We start from the raw sequence: 14,815 nt of genomic DNA, 5'->3' as shown, positions 1-14,815 counted from the left end.
CCATCGTGGTCTCCGGGGACATCCAGCCCCAGGCCCGGGAACGGGTCCGCAAGATGGGCGCCATCGATTTCATCAAGAAGCCCACTGACCCGGAAATGCTGGCCGCACTGCTGCAGGATTACGGCCTCTACCGGCCGGGCGAGGCCGAGGCAAAGGCAAAGGCCGGCCCCGATACCGAAGCCGCCAGCCTGGGTGCAACCCTGACCCTGCACGACTACCTCCAGGAAATTTCCAACGTCGCCATGGGGCGGGCGGCCGACCTGCTGGCCCGCCTGCTGAATGTGTTCGTACAGCTGCCGGTACCGCGGGTGGCGATGATCGAGCGCTCGGAGCTGAGCATGGCCCTGTCCGCCGCCGAGGAGACCACCTATTCCGCCGTTTGTCAGGGGTTTACCGGTGCCGGCGTGGCGGGGGAAGCCCTGTTATTGTTCTCCGACGCCAGCTTCCGGGACATGGCCCATCTGCTGCGCTACGACGACCTGAATTCGGATGCCGTCGAGGTGGAAATGCTGATGGATATGTCCAGCATTCTGTTCGGCGCTTTCCTGAAGGGTTTCGGCGACCAACTGGACCTCCACCTGGGCCTGGGTCATCCCACCGTTCTCGGCCAGCACCGCCGCATCGGCGACTTGCTCGAGCACCACAGCAAGTACTCCGAGCAGTTACTGGCCATTGAGATCAACTACCAGATCGAGGAATATGCGATTTCCTGCGACCTGCTGGTGTTGCTGACCGAGGATTCCATCCCGCACCTGGAGAAAAGCCTCGACTACCTGAGCCGGTGAGACCAAGCCATGGAGTGAGCTGATGGCCGTCAATGAAAACGAAGTCAATGCCTTCCACTGGCTGATGAACATGCTGGAGTCGGTGGAAATGGGGCTGGTGGTGATTGATACTGACTATCGGGTGCAGGTCTGGAACGGTTTCATGGAAAACCACAGCGGCATCACCGCCAGCAGGATCCGTGATCGCAATCTGTTCGAGGTCTTCCCCGACCTGCCGGAGGCCTGGCTCAGGCGCAAGGTGGACTCGGTGGTAATGCTCAACACCCGGGCCTTTACCTCCTGGGAGCAGCGACCCTACCTGTTCCGTTTTCGGAACACCCGGCCGATCACCGGCACCGAAGAATTCATGTTCCAGAACCTGACCATCAGCCCGCTGAGCGGACCGGACGGCAAGATCGACAAGATCTGCCTGATGGTTTACGACGTCACCGACGTGGCGGCCGGGCGGCTGGCGCTGGAAAAGGCCAACGCCCAGCTGGAAAAACTCAGCATGACCGACCGGCTTACCGGACTGCTGAACCGGGGTACCTGGGAGAACCTGGTTGATGCCGAATACGAGCGCTACCGGCGCTACGGCAACGCCACCAGCCTGGTGATGTTCGACATCGACCACTTCAAGAAGGTCAACGACACTCACGGCCACCTGGCCGGGGACGAAGTCATTCGCCACACCGCCGGGGTCGTCAAAAGCGCCCTGCGCCAGTCGGACCGGGGTGGTCGCTACGGCGGCGAGGAATTCGGCATCATTCTGCCGGAAACCGACGCAAACGGTGCCAGAATCATCTGCGAGCGAATCCGGGAGTTCATCGCGGAGAGTACTGTAAAAACCTCGGTGGCCGACATTCGCTACACCGTCAGCATGGGCATTGCCCAGCTGGGCGACGAGCCAGAGAACTACATGCAGTGGCTCGGTCAGGCGGACAAGGCACTCTACAGGGCCAAGGAGAGCGGGCGTAACCGGGTGGTGGTCTATTCGGACGATTCAGCCAGCAGCGACGCCAGCAAGGCCTGATAACGCGGCGCCAACGCCCGTTCGCTCCACCCCAGGGGCGGTGTTGCCGCCGCCGCGCCCGACAGCAATGCCTCCAGGGTCCCCGCTGCGGCCTGCACCTCCCGCTCCGGGCTATCCGGATGGCTGGCATAGCGCTGGTTCGCCGGCACGTACTCCGGATAGGCCAGGCGATCCGGTGCCAGCGCCAGGCAGCCGGCGGCCATAGCCTCCAGCATCGCCAGACCCTGGAAATCGTGGCTGGCCGTGGAGACCACCACATCCGCCGAACGCAGCAGGGCTTCATAGTCCGCCCGGCCGGGGATAAACCCCCAGTTCAGGATGCGGCTGGCAAAGGCCCTGTGAATCTGGTCAAACGCCTCCGGGCGCTGACGGAACTGCTCCCCCACCACACTGAGCCTGAAGTCCTGGCCGCGATCCGCCAGGGCCCGGCACAGCGCCAGCAAACGATCCGGCCCTTTGTCGTACTCCCAGCGATGATTCCACAGCAGGTGCGGACAGGCGTGGTTGGCTTGGCACGGCTGCCCCTCGAACAGCACATCCGCCACCGGCACCGGCAGAACCCGGGATTTTGCCTCGATGTCCGCCAGCAGACGCTCCGGCGTTGCGTCCGGCAGCCGGGCGAACAGGGCCCGGGCACCGTCCAGGAAGCTGCGCCGGTTCCAGTCACTGTTGAACACCACCCGATCGGCCGCGGCCGCGCTGTAAAGGTTCACCATCTGAGGGTCCAGGCTCTGGTGCTGGCCGCTGGAAACCGGGTAGGCAAACTGGTTTTCATGCATGTAAAGCAGCGTCGGCGTGCCGGCCAGGGCGGGCCTGATCCCCTTCAGGGTCGCCAGATCCACCATGGAAGTGGCCACCACCAGATCCCAGCGCTGGACCAGTTCGGGGCTGTCGTACCAGCTCAGCGGATTGCCACGGATACGCCAGCGGAAATACCGCGGGGGCAAGCTCAGGAGCTGCCAGTCGTAAATCGGATTCTGCTGGATAAGCTGCCGGCACCAGTGCCGATGGCTGCCGGTGTCGTAGGCGGAGAGCAACAGGATGCGGGGGCGCGAGGGAGCGTTCATGGACTTCAGTGTGCCACATTCCGGCTTCGGCGGCCGCGGGCAATCCCCTACCCCCGATTGGACAACCACACACTCTGATAGGGCTTGAGGGTGAGCGACCCTGACAGCTCCTCCACCGCTTCACCGGAAATGAGATCCCGCCAGTCATCAGTGCCGATCAGGTTGATATCGGTCAGGGCGACTTGCCGGACTTCGTCACTGATGTTGTTGATGCAGAAAATGGACTGATCCCGCCGTACGCTCTGCCGCCAGAACCCGAAGATCTGCAGCCCCAGGTGCAGGGTGAACTGGGTGGCGTTGGGGTGGAAGGCCGGCTGGCGCCGACGGATATCGATCAGCCGCCTCAGTTGGATGAACACCTCCCGATGGTGGCTGAGGGGGTTGGCCAGTTCCGCTTCCAGGCGATCCAACTGCCACTGGGCGCGGTTGATGGAGCGCAGCCGACCGGTATGTTCCAGGCGCTCGTAATCGTTTCCGGTGCCCAGGAAGCTGTGGATGTAGAGGGCCGGGATGCCTTCCAGCGCCAGCATGATGGCGTGGGCACAGATGAAGCGCTGCAGCTGCCAGTGGTCCGGGCCGCCGGCGGCGGTACCCTTCAGGGCGTCATAGAGGGCAATGTTCATCTCGTAGGGCTGCTGGGTGCCCATGCCGGTCTGGCGGTAGGACACCTTACCGCCGAACGCCTCCATGGTGGTCACCAGCTCCTGCTTTTCCAGTTCGCTCAGCAGGCCGTCGGTGGGCCTGAGCCCCACACCGTCGTGGGAAGCGATGAAGTTCAGGTAGGTGGTGCCCATCTGGGCCGGCGGCATGCTCATCAGCCAGGTTTTAAGATGCCGGCAGTTGCCGGTCACCAGGGTATGGATCAGCAGCGGCGGCAGCGAGAAGTTGTAGATCACATGGGCTTCGTTGGCGTTGCCGAAGTAGGTCAGGTTTTCCCGGTTGGGAACGTTGGTCTCGGTGATGATGATGGCGTCCGGGCTGTGGGTCTCGACCAGCAGCCGCAGGATCTTGATCAGCTCGTGGGTCTGGCGCAGGTGGATGCACGGCGTGCCCACCTCCTTCCAGAGGAAAGCCACCGCATCCAGCCGGAAGATCTGCACACCATGGGCCAGGTACTCGCGGATGATGGCCACGAACTCCAGGAGCACGCGGGGGTTGGCGAAATTCAGGTCCACCTGGTCCTCGCTGAAGGTGCACCAGACATGACGCTCGCCGTCTTCGGTCTGCACCGCGGTCAACAATGGTGAGGTGCGGGGTCGCACCACCATACTCAGGTCGTCCGCCGGGTCGCCCTCGTAGAAATAGTCCCGACCGGGGTCGATGCGCTTGCGGTAATTTTCGAACCAGCGGCTGCGGGCGGACATGTGGTTGATCACCAGGTCAGCCATCAGGCGAAACCGGCCGGCAATGCGCTCGATATCCTGCCAGCTGCCGTGGGACTCGTTGACGGCCAGGTAATCCATCACCGAGAAACCGTCATCGGAGCTGAACGGGAAAAACGGCAGGATATGAACCCCGGTCACGGTATCCGCCAGATGCTCGGTCAGGAAGCGGTCCAGTGTCACCAGGGGCTTTTCCCCCTCCCGCCGGATGGAGTCCGCGTAGGTGATCAACAGCACATCGCCCTGATCCCAGTTGTTGCGGTGCGCCGGTGGCGGGCTGGCGTCGGCACCGAGCCCCATGGTCTCCATCAACTGGCCGGCCAGGTAGCCGGTATCCACTTCCGGATACACCACCGTTAGCATGCCCGCCAGTTTGTCCTGCAACGCCTGGGTCATCCGAACCTCTCCCTCACGGCTGAATCGCGCCACCATACTCCCGGTTGTCCGCCTCCACCGCCGACGCCAGGTCCGCCATGATATCCGGGATGGCGCTCACCACCCGGCTCCAGCTGGGAATGAACGGCGTCTCCATGGGGTTGTCCAGGAATGAGGCGCCGGCCCGCATAATGTTCTGGGCAAAGAGCTCCACTGCCTGCTCCTCGGAATGCCGGTCAAAGGTCAGCCCGTTGATGATGGCGTCGTTCTGGTAGGTCTCGATGAAATCCAGCGCAATCCGGTAGTACGCCGCCTTGATGGTGCGGAACTTCTCGTTGGAGAAGATCTCGCCGTTGGTGGCCAGCTTGCGGAACACCGCCTTGCTGATGTCCGTGCTCATCTTCGCCAGGCCCTTGCTGGCGTCGTCCGGCGACAGCTCCTGGTGCTTGTGGTCATAGGTGTCGGCGATGTCCACCTGGCACAGGCGGTTGGTGGCGTAGTTGCGCTTCATCTCCGATAGCACGCCCACCTCCAGACCCCAGTCACTGGGAATGCGCAGGTCGTTGATCACATCGGTGCGGAAGGAGAACTCGCCGGCCAGCGGGTAACGGTAGCTGTCCAGGTAATCCAGGAAATCACTGGGGCCGCAGACTTTCTTGAGTGCGCGGATCAATGGCGTCACCAGCAGCCGGCTGACCCGCCCGTTCATCTTGCTGTCCGCCACCCGGGCGTAGTAGCCCTTGCAGAACATGTAGTTGAAGGCCGGATTGGCGACCGGATAGATCAGCCGCGCCACCAGATCCCGCTTGTAGGTGAGGATGTCGCAGTCATGCAGCGCCACCGACTCGCTCAGGTCCGAAGCCAGTACGTAGCCGAAGCAGAACCAGACATTACGGCCCTTGCCCATTTCCGTCGGCGCCAGGCCTTCCTGGCGCAGGCGATCGTCAATGGCCCGCATGCGGGGCCCGTCGTTCCAAAGCACCCGCACATGCTGGGGCAGCGCCGAGAAGTATTCCAAAGCGTGCCTGTACTGGGCTTCATCGGCCCGGTCCAGCCCGATCACGATCTGCTCCAGGTAAGGCACCCGGGCCAGCTCCGCCACGATGTTCTTCAGCGCCGGGCCCTCCAGCTCGGAATACAGGGATGGCAGCACCAGTGACATGGGGCGGACCTTGCGGAAGCTCATCAGCTCCCGTTCCAGTTCCTCCACCGGCCGGCGGCAGAGGTTGTGCAGCGTGGTGATGATGCCGTTCTGGTAAAAGTCGCCCATGGCTCTGTTCCCTAATAACCCTTGCCCGCCAGGATGGTGAGCACGCATTCGTTCCAGCCCGAGGGCCCCCGCTGATCGGAGTACATCACGCTCAGGCCCTCGGACAGTGTCAGCGGCTCAGGGCCGCGGATCACCACCGCAATATCCGCCGCCTCCAGCATGCGCCGGTCGTTGGGGCTGTCCCCAAGGGCCACGGACACCAGCTTTGAATCCGGATACCGGGCCCGGTAACGCTTTATCAGGGCCTTCATGGCCTCGGCCTTGTCAAAATCCCCCATCACATGGTGGAAGCGGCCACCCTTCACCAACCGCAGGCCCTCCTGCTCCAGGGCCTGGCGGAAGGACGCCACATCCAGGGCGCCGCCGTTCCAAACCACCGGCTCGGTGGCGGCGCGATCCTTGGCCTTGGCGGCCTGGTCCCGGGAGAGATCGGCGTGCTGGGCCACTTCCTCAACACTCATGTCATCGAAGCCGGTGAAGCGGAAGCCCTGTTCTCTGAGGCGCGCCAGCGACTCGAGTACCCTGGCACGGGGCTGGGCAAAATGGATGACTTCGTCCTCATCCTGACCGGCGTCAAAGTAGCCGGCCGGGATGATGGCGGCGGCGCCGTTCTCGACGATGTAGGGATGTTCATTAGCCAGCTCCGAACGCAGGTCCCGGATCTCCGCCGCGGTCTTGCTGGAGTTGAGGATCAGCGGCAGCCGGTGGCGCTCCAGCTCCGCCAGCGCCGGTTTGGCCGGCGTCCAGTCGTAGCTGTCATGATCCAGCAGGGTGCCGTCCAGGTCGGTGAAAAACAGCAGGGTGGGTCGGCTCATCGTAACCAGTCTCCTTCCAGCTGCTCTTTGATGGTCTGTCCCACAATGCGGTGGGACGGGTCCACGGTGAACACCACATCCGCCCGGGGCGGCAGGTCGAACAGGGTGTGCCGGGTGACCCGCTCGTAATGCATGACAAACCGGTAGACCTGATCGTCATCCATAATCCGGCTGACCTCTCCGCCCTTTTTTGGTGCGTCGCCCGATCGCTGTGCAAGCTTGTGCTCCTGAAGTGTGCGCCACTGGATCACCTGCTCCATGGAGGGCGCCTTCAGCATCACCATGCGATCGATCTGGTCGAAGAACCAGGCGTAGGCGTCGTGAAGCTGGTCGTTGACATGCTGGCGCCAGAGGTTATCGCTGTCCTCGGCGGCCTCCAGTTCGTTGACCGGTTCCGCCAGCCTGATCGGGTCACGCTCCGGCCGCGCGCCCAGGCACCAGCCCTCGATCAGCACCACCTTCGCCGGGCCCCGGAACAGCGGCCACTCATGCTTGGGCTTGCGGTCGTCCCCGGCCTTGTCGAACGCGGGGATCGGCGTGTCGTGGTCGGCTGTGGCGGTCACCAGGGAATCGATCACCTGCTGGCCCAGCAGCAGGTCGTGGGTGCCCGGCACGCCGCGGGTCACGAACAGCGGATGCACGCCTTCCGCCAGGCCTTCGCGCTCGGCCCTGGTCAGGTAGAGGTCGTCCAGAGAGAAGCGGGCACAGCGCAGGCCGTGCTCCTGCTCCAGCAGGGTCTGCAGGAACAGCGCCAGGGTGGATTTGCCGGTACCCTGGGCACCGTTGAGGCCCAGGATCAAGGGCCGCGCCAACGCCTGCTGCCAGTCGGCAACCCGCTGGGCCAGGGGCTGGATGTAGTCGGCGACGGTGGTCTGGTATTCCGGTGGCAGGCCTTCGCGACGAATCAGTTCGTCCACCTGCTGGGATGCGCTCATGATGATGCTCTGCCTCCTGTCCACGTGAGAGGGATTTGCAGATTCTGTACCAACCTGGAGCCGGGTGGCGGTTTGCTCGTGGGCCGAGCCCGGCTTTAAGATGGTATCAACAGTCTGACACACCGGGGCGGCCGACGCGTAGAGAACACCGGGGCCCGATGCCGCGGCCGCCTCGAAGGAGAGATCACCCTGACGGATTTTCGCGTGGAACACCGCTACCTGAACCTGCCCGACGCCTTCTACAGCCGGGTGTATCCCACTCCCCTGCACCAGCCCCGCATGGTGTGCTTCAATTCGGCACTGGCTGAGGAAATGGGTGTCGCTGTCGACGAGCCCGAGCAGTGGGCCGCCATCGGAGCCGGCCAGGAACTGCTGGAGGGCATGGACCCGGTGGCCATGAAGTACACCGGCCACCAGTTCGGCATGTACAACCCGGACCTGGGAGACGGCCGGGGCCTGCTGTTGTGGGAAACGGTGGGGCCGGACGGGCGGCGCTGGGACTGGCACCTGCTGGGCGCCGGCCAGACCCCCTTCTCCCGCTTTGGCGACGGCCGCGCGGTGCTGCGTTCCAGTATCCGGGAATACCTGTGCAGCGAGGCCATGCACTTTCTGGGCATCCCCACCACCCGGGCGCTGTTTCTGGTGAGCTGCAAGGACCCGGTGCGGCGTGAGTCCATCGAGACCGCCGCCACCCTGATGCGGGTGGCCCAGAGCCATATCCGCTTCGGCCACTTCGAGTTCGCTGCCCATCACCAGGGCAAGGATGCGCTCCAGGCCCTCACCGACCACACCATCGGCCTCTATTTCAGTGACCTGGAAGCGCTACCGGAGCGCCAGCGCTATCACCGCTGGCTGGCGGAGGTGGTGAAGCGCACCGCCCGGCTGATCGCCGACTGGCAGGCGGTGGGGTTCTGCCACGGCGTGATGAACAGCGACAACATGTCCATCATCGGCGACACCTTCGACTATGGCCCCTACGCCTTCCTCGACGACTTCGACGCCGGCTACATCTGCAACCACACCGACCAGGGTGGCCGGTATGCCTACAACCGCCAGCCCCAGATCGGTTTCACCAACTGCCAGTTCCTGGCCAGGGCCATGGCGCCGCTGATGGAGGAGGACGACATCCTCGACGCCCTGCGCCACTACGAACAGGCCTACAACGACCACTTTCTCGATACCCTGCGGCGCAAACTGGGCCTGGCGGAAACCCGGGAAAAGGACATTGACCTGATCATGGAGACCTTCTCCATGCTCCACGAGCATCATGTGGACTACACCCTGTTCTTCCGGGGCCTCAGCAACCTGGCCTCAAAAGGGCCGGCGCCGATACGGGACCTGTTCGTGGACAGACAGGTGGCGGACAACTGGCTTGAGCGCTACCAGGAGCGGCTGAAGGAAGAAAGTCGCAGCGACGCGGAGCGCGAGACCGCCATGCGCGCCATCAATCCCAAGTACATCCTGCGCAATTACCTGGCCCAACAGGTCATCCAGGACGCCCAGGGTGGCAACTACGAGCCCATGCACAAGTTGCTAGAGGTATTAAAGCTGCCCTTCGACGAGCAGCCGGAGAACGAAGCCTATGCCGCCATGCCGCCGGACTGGGGCCGGCATCTGAACATCAGTTGTTCCTCCTGAGTCGGTAATAGCCGGCTCCCCCTCTCCCCAACCCCTCTCCCGCCAGGGGAGAGGGGCTTCAAAAACAAGTGCCGACAGGTGTTGCAGCCAGAGTGGCCGAAAGCTTTCACCGAAGCCAGACCCATAAGCTCCCCTCTCCCCTGGCGGGAGAGGGGCCGGGGGAGAGGGGGAAGGACCGCCAACTTCAAATCCCGGCCACAAAAAACGGGGCCGAAGCCCCGTTTTTCAACAACTCAGCGGTCACACCGCTTTGGCGGCAATAATCTTCTCCTGCCACTCGGCCGGGCCGGTCTGGTGCACCGACGAGCCCTTGGAGTCCACCGCCACGGTTACCGGCATGTCCTCCACCTCGAACTCGTAGATGGCCTCCATACCCAGCTCCTCGAAGGCCACCACCTTGGCGCCCTTGATGGCCTTGGACACCAGGTAGGCGGAGCCGCCCACCGCCATCAGGTAGACGGCACTGAAGTCGCGAATGGCGTCGATAGCCACCTGGCCGCGCTCCGCCTTGCCGATCATACCCGTGAGACCGGTCTTCTCCAGCATGGTGCGGGTGAACTTGTCCATCCGGGTAGCGGTGGTCGGGCCAGCCGGGCCCACCACTTCCTCGCGGACCGGATCCACCGGGCCCACGTAATAGATGAAGCGGCCCTTCAGATCCACCGGCAGCGGCTCGCCCCGCTCGATCATGTCCACCATCTTCTTGTGGGCGGCGTCGCGGCCGGTCAGCATCTTGCCGGACAGCAGCACGGTCTCGCCCGGCTTCCAGTCCTTGACGTCTTCCGGGGTGACGGTATCCAGGTTCACACGGCGCACACTGTCGCCCACCTCCCAGGTGATCTCCGGCCAGTCTTCCAGGCTCGGCGGGGTCTGCAGCGCAGGGCCGGAGCCGTCCAGCACGAAGTGGGCGTGGCGGGTGGCGGCGCAGTTGGGGATGATGGCCACCGGCTTGTTGGCGGCGTGGGTGGGGTAATCCTTCACTTTTACGTCCAGCACTGTGGTCAGGCCGCCCAGGCCCTGGGCACCGATGCCCAGGTCATTGACCTTGTCGAACAGCTCCAGCCGCAGCTCCTCGGCGCGGTTGCTGGCGCCGCGGGCTTTCAGGTCGTGGATGTCGATGGGGTCCAGCAGGGACTCCTTGGCCAGCTCCATGGCCTTCTCGGCGGTACCGCCGATGCCGATGCCCAGCATGCCCGGCGGACACCAGCCGGCGCCCATCTGGGGCACCATCTTCAGCACCCACTCCACCACCGAGTCCGACGGGTTCAGCATGGCGAACTTGGACTTGGCCTCGGAGCCGCCGCCTTTGGCCGCCACGTGCACGTCCACGGTGTTGCCCGGTACGATCTTGTAGTGGATCACCGCCGGGGTATTGTCCTTGGTGTTGGCGCGCTTGCCGTCCGGGTCCGCCAGCACGGAGGCCCGCAGCACGTTGTCCGGGTGGGTGTAGGCCCGGCGCACGCCTTCATTGATGATGTCGTCCAGCGGCATGTCGGCATCCCACTGCACATCCATACCCACGTTGACAAACACGGTGACGATGCCGGTGTCCTGGCAGATCGGGCGCTTGCCCTGGGCACACATGCGGGAGTTGATCAGAATCTGCGCCATGGCGTCTTTCGCCGCCTGGGACTCCTCGCGCTGGTAGGCCTCGTAGACGGCCTGGATGAAATCCTTGGGGTGATAGTAGGAAATGAACTGGAGCGCGTCCGCTACGCTCTCGATCAGGTCGTCCTGGCGGATTATGGTCGGCATAGATCTCTCATCCAGATGGTTTTTTCTAGGAGTCTTCGTAGGAAGCTATTGAATCCCGCAAAAATTTGAGCGAGTTTACCAGAAAATAGAGCCCGCGGCGGTAGCCAAAGGGCAAAGCAGGAGACACCCGTGACAGACCTGATCCAGATCGAGAAAAAACAGCGCACCCTGGTGGTTCGCATCCACCGGCCCGAGCGCAAGAACGCCCTCACCCACGGCATGTACAGTGCCATGGCCGATGCCCTCGAGAACGCCCATGCCGATGCGGACATCCGCTGCATCCTGTTCACCGGCAGCGAGGAGTGCTTTACCGCCGGCAACGACCTGGGGGATTTCGCCGCCGGGCTGCCAGAGGATTTCCGCACCACCCCGGTGGGCCGCTTCCTGTTCGGCCTGGCCCGGGCCACCAAACCCGTGGTGGCCGCAGTGAACGGCCCGGCGGTGGGCATCGGCACCACCATGCTGCTGCACTGCGATTTTGTCTTCGCGGGCAGCAACAGTCGCTTCCAGATGCCCTTCGCCAACCTGGGCCTTTGCCCGGAGGGCGGCTCCAGCCTGCTGCTGCCCACCTGGCTGGGCCGCGTGCGGGCGGCGGAACTGCTGATGCTGGGTGGCGCCTTCACCCCCAGCGATGCCCGCAACATGGGCCTGATCAACAAGGTCTGCGAGCCGGCCGACACCGAGACCACCGCCCTGCTCACCTGCCAGCAGCTGGAAGCCCAGCCGCCGGCCGCCATCCGCGCCACCAAGAATCTGCTCAACCGCGCCAACCTGGAGGCATTGGAGGCCACCATGCTGGAGGAAGGCGAACTTTTCGGCCAGCGGCTGAAATCCCCCGAGGCGGCGGAAGCCTTCAAGGCCTTCGCCGAGAAGCGCAAACCGGACTTCTCGGGCTTCCGGTAGCCCCGGCCCGATGCTGTTTCAGCGCCGCTCGACAAAGCCTGGGCCAGCCACTATTTTTCACTGAGGTACCCCCTCCCGGCGGAACCTGCCGGCGCTGACGGCAGGCGGCGGGAGCGGTGGTACGGGGCGTGTGCACAAGAATCACACTTTAGAGCGATCAACAGGTTGCTTTGTCTTTCGCTATAGTCAGAGGATGAAGGAGTCTTTGATCGGTTCCTTGGAAAGAAGTGGCTAAGAGCGCTGGCCAGTCCAACAGACAAAACCGGCCTCTGACAACGGGCTTACCGGCACCCACCGGCCCCGTCAGAAGCCGCCAATAACGACACAACAACAGGAAAGGGTTCCACCCATGCTCAAGAAAACTCTAATAAGTCTCGCCGTAGCGTCTTCCGTGGGCTTGACCGGCTGCCTCGGTGGCGATTCCGTCGGAAAGAACGCAAATCCCCAGTACAACATCAATAACCCCGAGATTGACGGTAAGACCTGGCCGATTTTCAATCCGGTGACCAGCGAGCTGCCGATTCCGAACGACCTGATTTTTGATTCAGTGGCCAAAGACGGCACCTTCCGTGTGGCGGATACATCTCCTCCTGTTACCACTGCCCTGAATTCCCTGAGTGGCGCCTCAACCGTCGCGCCAGCGGTGGTTCGTTTCAACGGCCAGATCGACCCCGCTACTGTTGCTGCAAATCAGACCGTTTTCCTGATCGAACTCAGCTACGCGAGTGGAGATCCAGTCCAAGCGTTAAACATTAGCGAGCCGCCAACGCTAGAACTGGCCGTCACCGGACCTGCGGGTCTACCAAAGTTTCGGGCTGATGTTGAGACCTTGGACGGCACCTCTGCTATCCGAATTCTGCCGCTGGAGCCTCTGGATCCGAGAAAGCGGTATGTAGTGGCGGTCACCAAAGGCATCCAGGATATTAATGGTGAGGCTATCATTCAGTCCCCGTCCTATAACAACCTGACGGACGAGACTCAGCCCTTGGGCTCAAGCGGCCTCGCGCCGGTTCGAACCCTGATTAATAAGCTTTGGGAGCCAATTTCCGCAGCCTATTTTGGTGCAGTTGGAGCAGAGCTGTCAGCCGACGACATAGCTCTTACCTATAGCTTCACAACATCCAATGATGAAAAAGTTCTTCAGTACATTGCCGAACCTGCCGCGTGGTTCTCAGATCAGATTGAGACCTTGATTAAGGTTTCCGTGGCGCGCAGTGCCATTACGGGTGGAGCAAATTCCTATGATGCTGTCAAAACGACGGTAGACGGAGCTTTTGGTAACACTCAAACATTTGCCGCGAATCTCCCTGATCTGTTCGGGTCAGGTAAGCCCTGCGAGGGCACCTCTGGCCAAATCGCAGTTACCTGCGCTGGGGTAGCACTGGCTACCAACTTCAGTCCTCTTCTACCAAATCAGTCTGCAAGAAGCTCAGCCGATATCAGCCTCGACTCGAGCTCGATTAAACCGGTACCTCTGTTATCTGCAGTCACAAGCGGCATCCTTACTGCGTTTGGCGCTTCCAACACGGCCGTGACAGCGGCTCAGGGCACGGTTAGCTTGCCATACTATTTGGGCACGAGCGGCGCCAGTCTCGTTCAAGATTCGTGGGTGGCTGACGATGCTTTGGCTCAGCAGCTGAACCAGGCTTTTGCGGATGCTGGTTTGGCAATTCCACAGGCCGACCCCTCGGTATCCACCGCCGTCAATTACATATTCCCGTTCCCCAAGCGGCAGGCAGTGGTAGACGTACCGATGCTCGCCCTCTATCCGTCGTCCGGAACGATTAATGGAGTAGTTCTATATCAGCACGGTATTACTACTGATCGAAGCGCTGCTCTCACTTTCGGGACCGCTTTGGCTACCCAGGGTTACGCTGTAATCGCCATTGATCAGCCTTTACATGGTGTAGCGCCTTTCACTGCTGCGGAACAGGAAGCGCTAGCTGATAGGCTTCTCGCGGGAGCTGGGCTCGAGGTCAACGAGACAAACCGAACTGCTCTGATCAATGGTCAGCTATCTCTCGGTCTGCTTGCGCAACTCCGTAGCGGAGGCTGCACTCTGAGTAGTGACGACGCAACCGCTATCCAAGAGGTAATTGGTAGTGCCTGCGGTGCCGAAGCGGCAACTTCTATGGCAGGTCTGGTATCAATCGAAAACACCGTCGCGAATGCTGGCAGTACCATTCCAGGCCTCGCTCCGAAAATTGGCAACGAACGTCACTTCGGCTTTTATGCCGCACAACCTGGCGTGCCAGCTCCGCTGGATTACGAGAACGGCGTGGGTGATTCCGGCAGCCTGTTCATCAACCTGACAGGTTTCCTGACTTCCCGTGACAACAATCGCCAGAGCGCTGTTGACCAGATGAACCTTCAAGCGAGTCTTTCAGGCTTGAATCTCCCCACGGTCACCAGCAATGTGGTTAGTATTGTTGACTCAACGCCTGTCTATTTCGTTGGCCATTCACTTGGGACCATAACCGGAACTCCGTATATCGCGGCGGTCAATGCAAACCAAACTTCGGCACTCGATAGCACAGTGGCTGCGAACGATATCAATGCCGCAAGCATGCTGACACCGGGTGGTGGAATCGTCAGGCTGCTTGAGAACTCACCGTCGTTCGCCCCAAGGATCCTTTTGGGCCTGCAGCAGGCGGCTGGCTTGGAACAGGGTGATGCCAACCTTGAAACCTATTTCAATGTGTTCCAGGCAGCACTCGACAGTGCGGATCCCATCAACTTTGTTGGTAATCTGAATACCATCGGAACAAGTGTTCTTCTCTCTGAAGTTCAAGGCGACACTGTAATTCCGAACGCCGCTGATGAAGCGGTCTGGGGCATCCCAGCGCTGAATGGCACTTTCAACGCCGAGGTCAATGGT

11 protein-coding genes are annotated in these 14,815 nt (G+C 62.1%); 5 read left to right on the top strand and 6 right to left on the bottom strand.

The window, feature by feature from the left end; all coding sequences use genetic code 11:
- Together R3280_RS12785 and R3280_RS12780 are read left to right on the top strand one after the other, a co-directional pair.
- A partial coding sequence (locus R3280_RS12785; protein WP_318998995.1) for a response regulator occupies nucleotides 1-785 on the top strand: 785 nt, incomplete at its 5' end.
- Nucleotides 786-807: 22 nt separating this feature from the next.
- A complete protein-coding gene (locus R3280_RS12780) occupies nucleotides 808-1,797 on the top strand; it encodes a diguanylate cyclase (RefSeq protein WP_318998994.1) in 990 nt (329 codons plus the stop codon).
- On the opposite strand, the gene R3280_RS12775 is transcribed toward R3280_RS12780, so the two are convergent.
- Genes R3280_RS12775 through R3280_RS12755 form a run of 5 tightly spaced genes read right to left on the bottom strand, consistent with a single transcriptional unit; the run spans nucleotide 1,755 to nucleotide 7,641 of the window.
- Nucleotides 1,755-2,864, bottom strand: coding sequence for a DUF3524 domain-containing protein (locus tag R3280_RS12775; protein WP_318998993.1), 1,110 nt, complete (start codon nucleotides 2,862-2,864; stop codon nucleotides 1,755-1,757). The genes R3280_RS12780 and R3280_RS12775 overlap by 43 nt on opposite strands.
- Before the next feature lie 47 nt (nucleotides 2,865-2,911).
- Nucleotides 2,912-4,642, bottom strand: coding sequence for an alpha-amylase family glycosyl hydrolase (locus R3280_RS12770; protein WP_318998992.1), 1,731 nt, complete (start codon nucleotides 4,640-4,642; stop codon nucleotides 2,912-2,914).
- Nucleotides 4,643-4,655: 13 nt separating this feature from the next.
- Complete coding sequence (locus tag R3280_RS12765; RefSeq protein WP_318998991.1) at nucleotides 4,656-5,891, bottom strand: glycosyl transferase; 1,236 nt, start codon at nucleotides 5,889-5,891, stop codon at nucleotides 4,656-4,658.
- An 11-nt stretch (nucleotides 5,892-5,902) separates the two neighbouring features.
- Complete coding sequence (locus R3280_RS12760; protein WP_318998990.1) at nucleotides 5,903-6,706, bottom strand: HAD-IIB family hydrolase; 804 nt, start codon at nucleotides 6,704-6,706, stop codon at nucleotides 5,903-5,905.
- Nucleotides 6,703-7,641, bottom strand: a complete 939-nt coding sequence (locus R3280_RS12755; protein ID WP_318998989.1) for a hypothetical protein — start codon at nucleotides 7,639-7,641, stop codon at nucleotides 6,703-6,705. Before R3280_RS12755 ends, R3280_RS12760 begins: the two co-directional genes overlap by 4 nt.
- Nucleotides 7,642-7,824: 183 nt before the next feature.
- Between R3280_RS12755 and R3280_RS12750 the strand changes: the two genes are divergently transcribed.
- Entirely contained in the window at nucleotides 7,825-9,279 is a 1,455-nt protein-coding gene (locus R3280_RS12750) for a protein adenylyltransferase SelO (RefSeq protein WP_318998996.1), read from the top strand.
- A 240-nt stretch (nucleotides 9,280-9,519) separates the two neighbouring features.
- Here the strand turns inward: R3280_RS12750 and R3280_RS12745 are convergent, their stop codons facing one another.
- The gene (locus R3280_RS12745) at nucleotides 9,520-11,034 is read right to left on the bottom strand and encodes a fumarate hydratase (protein WP_318998988.1); all 1,515 of its coding nucleotides are present in this window, start codon (nucleotides 11,032-11,034) and stop codon (nucleotides 9,520-9,522) included.
- Nucleotides 11,035-11,163: 129 nt separating this feature from the next.
- Here R3280_RS12745 and R3280_RS12740 point away from each other — a divergent pair, with 129 nt between their 5' ends.
- Nucleotides 11,164-11,937 carry an enoyl-CoA hydratase gene (locus R3280_RS12740; RefSeq protein ID WP_318998987.1) on the top strand — a complete coding sequence of 258 codons (774 nt, stop codon included), beginning with the start codon at nucleotides 11,164-11,166 and terminating at the stop codon, nucleotides 11,935-11,937.
- A 349-nt stretch (nucleotides 11,938-12,286) separates the two neighbouring features.
- On the top strand, nucleotides 12,287-14,815 hold a 2,529-nt coding region (locus tag R3280_RS12735; RefSeq protein ID WP_318998986.1), incomplete at its 3' end, for an Ig-like domain-containing protein.

Source organism: Marinobacter sp. (genome assembly GCF_033722195.1).
In the GTDB taxonomy this organism is placed as follows: Bacteria; Pseudomonadota; Gammaproteobacteria; order Pseudomonadales; family Oleiphilaceae; genus Marinobacter.
Note: the sequence above shows the minus strand (reverse complement) of the source record. Positions and strands in the feature narration are given on the sequence as shown.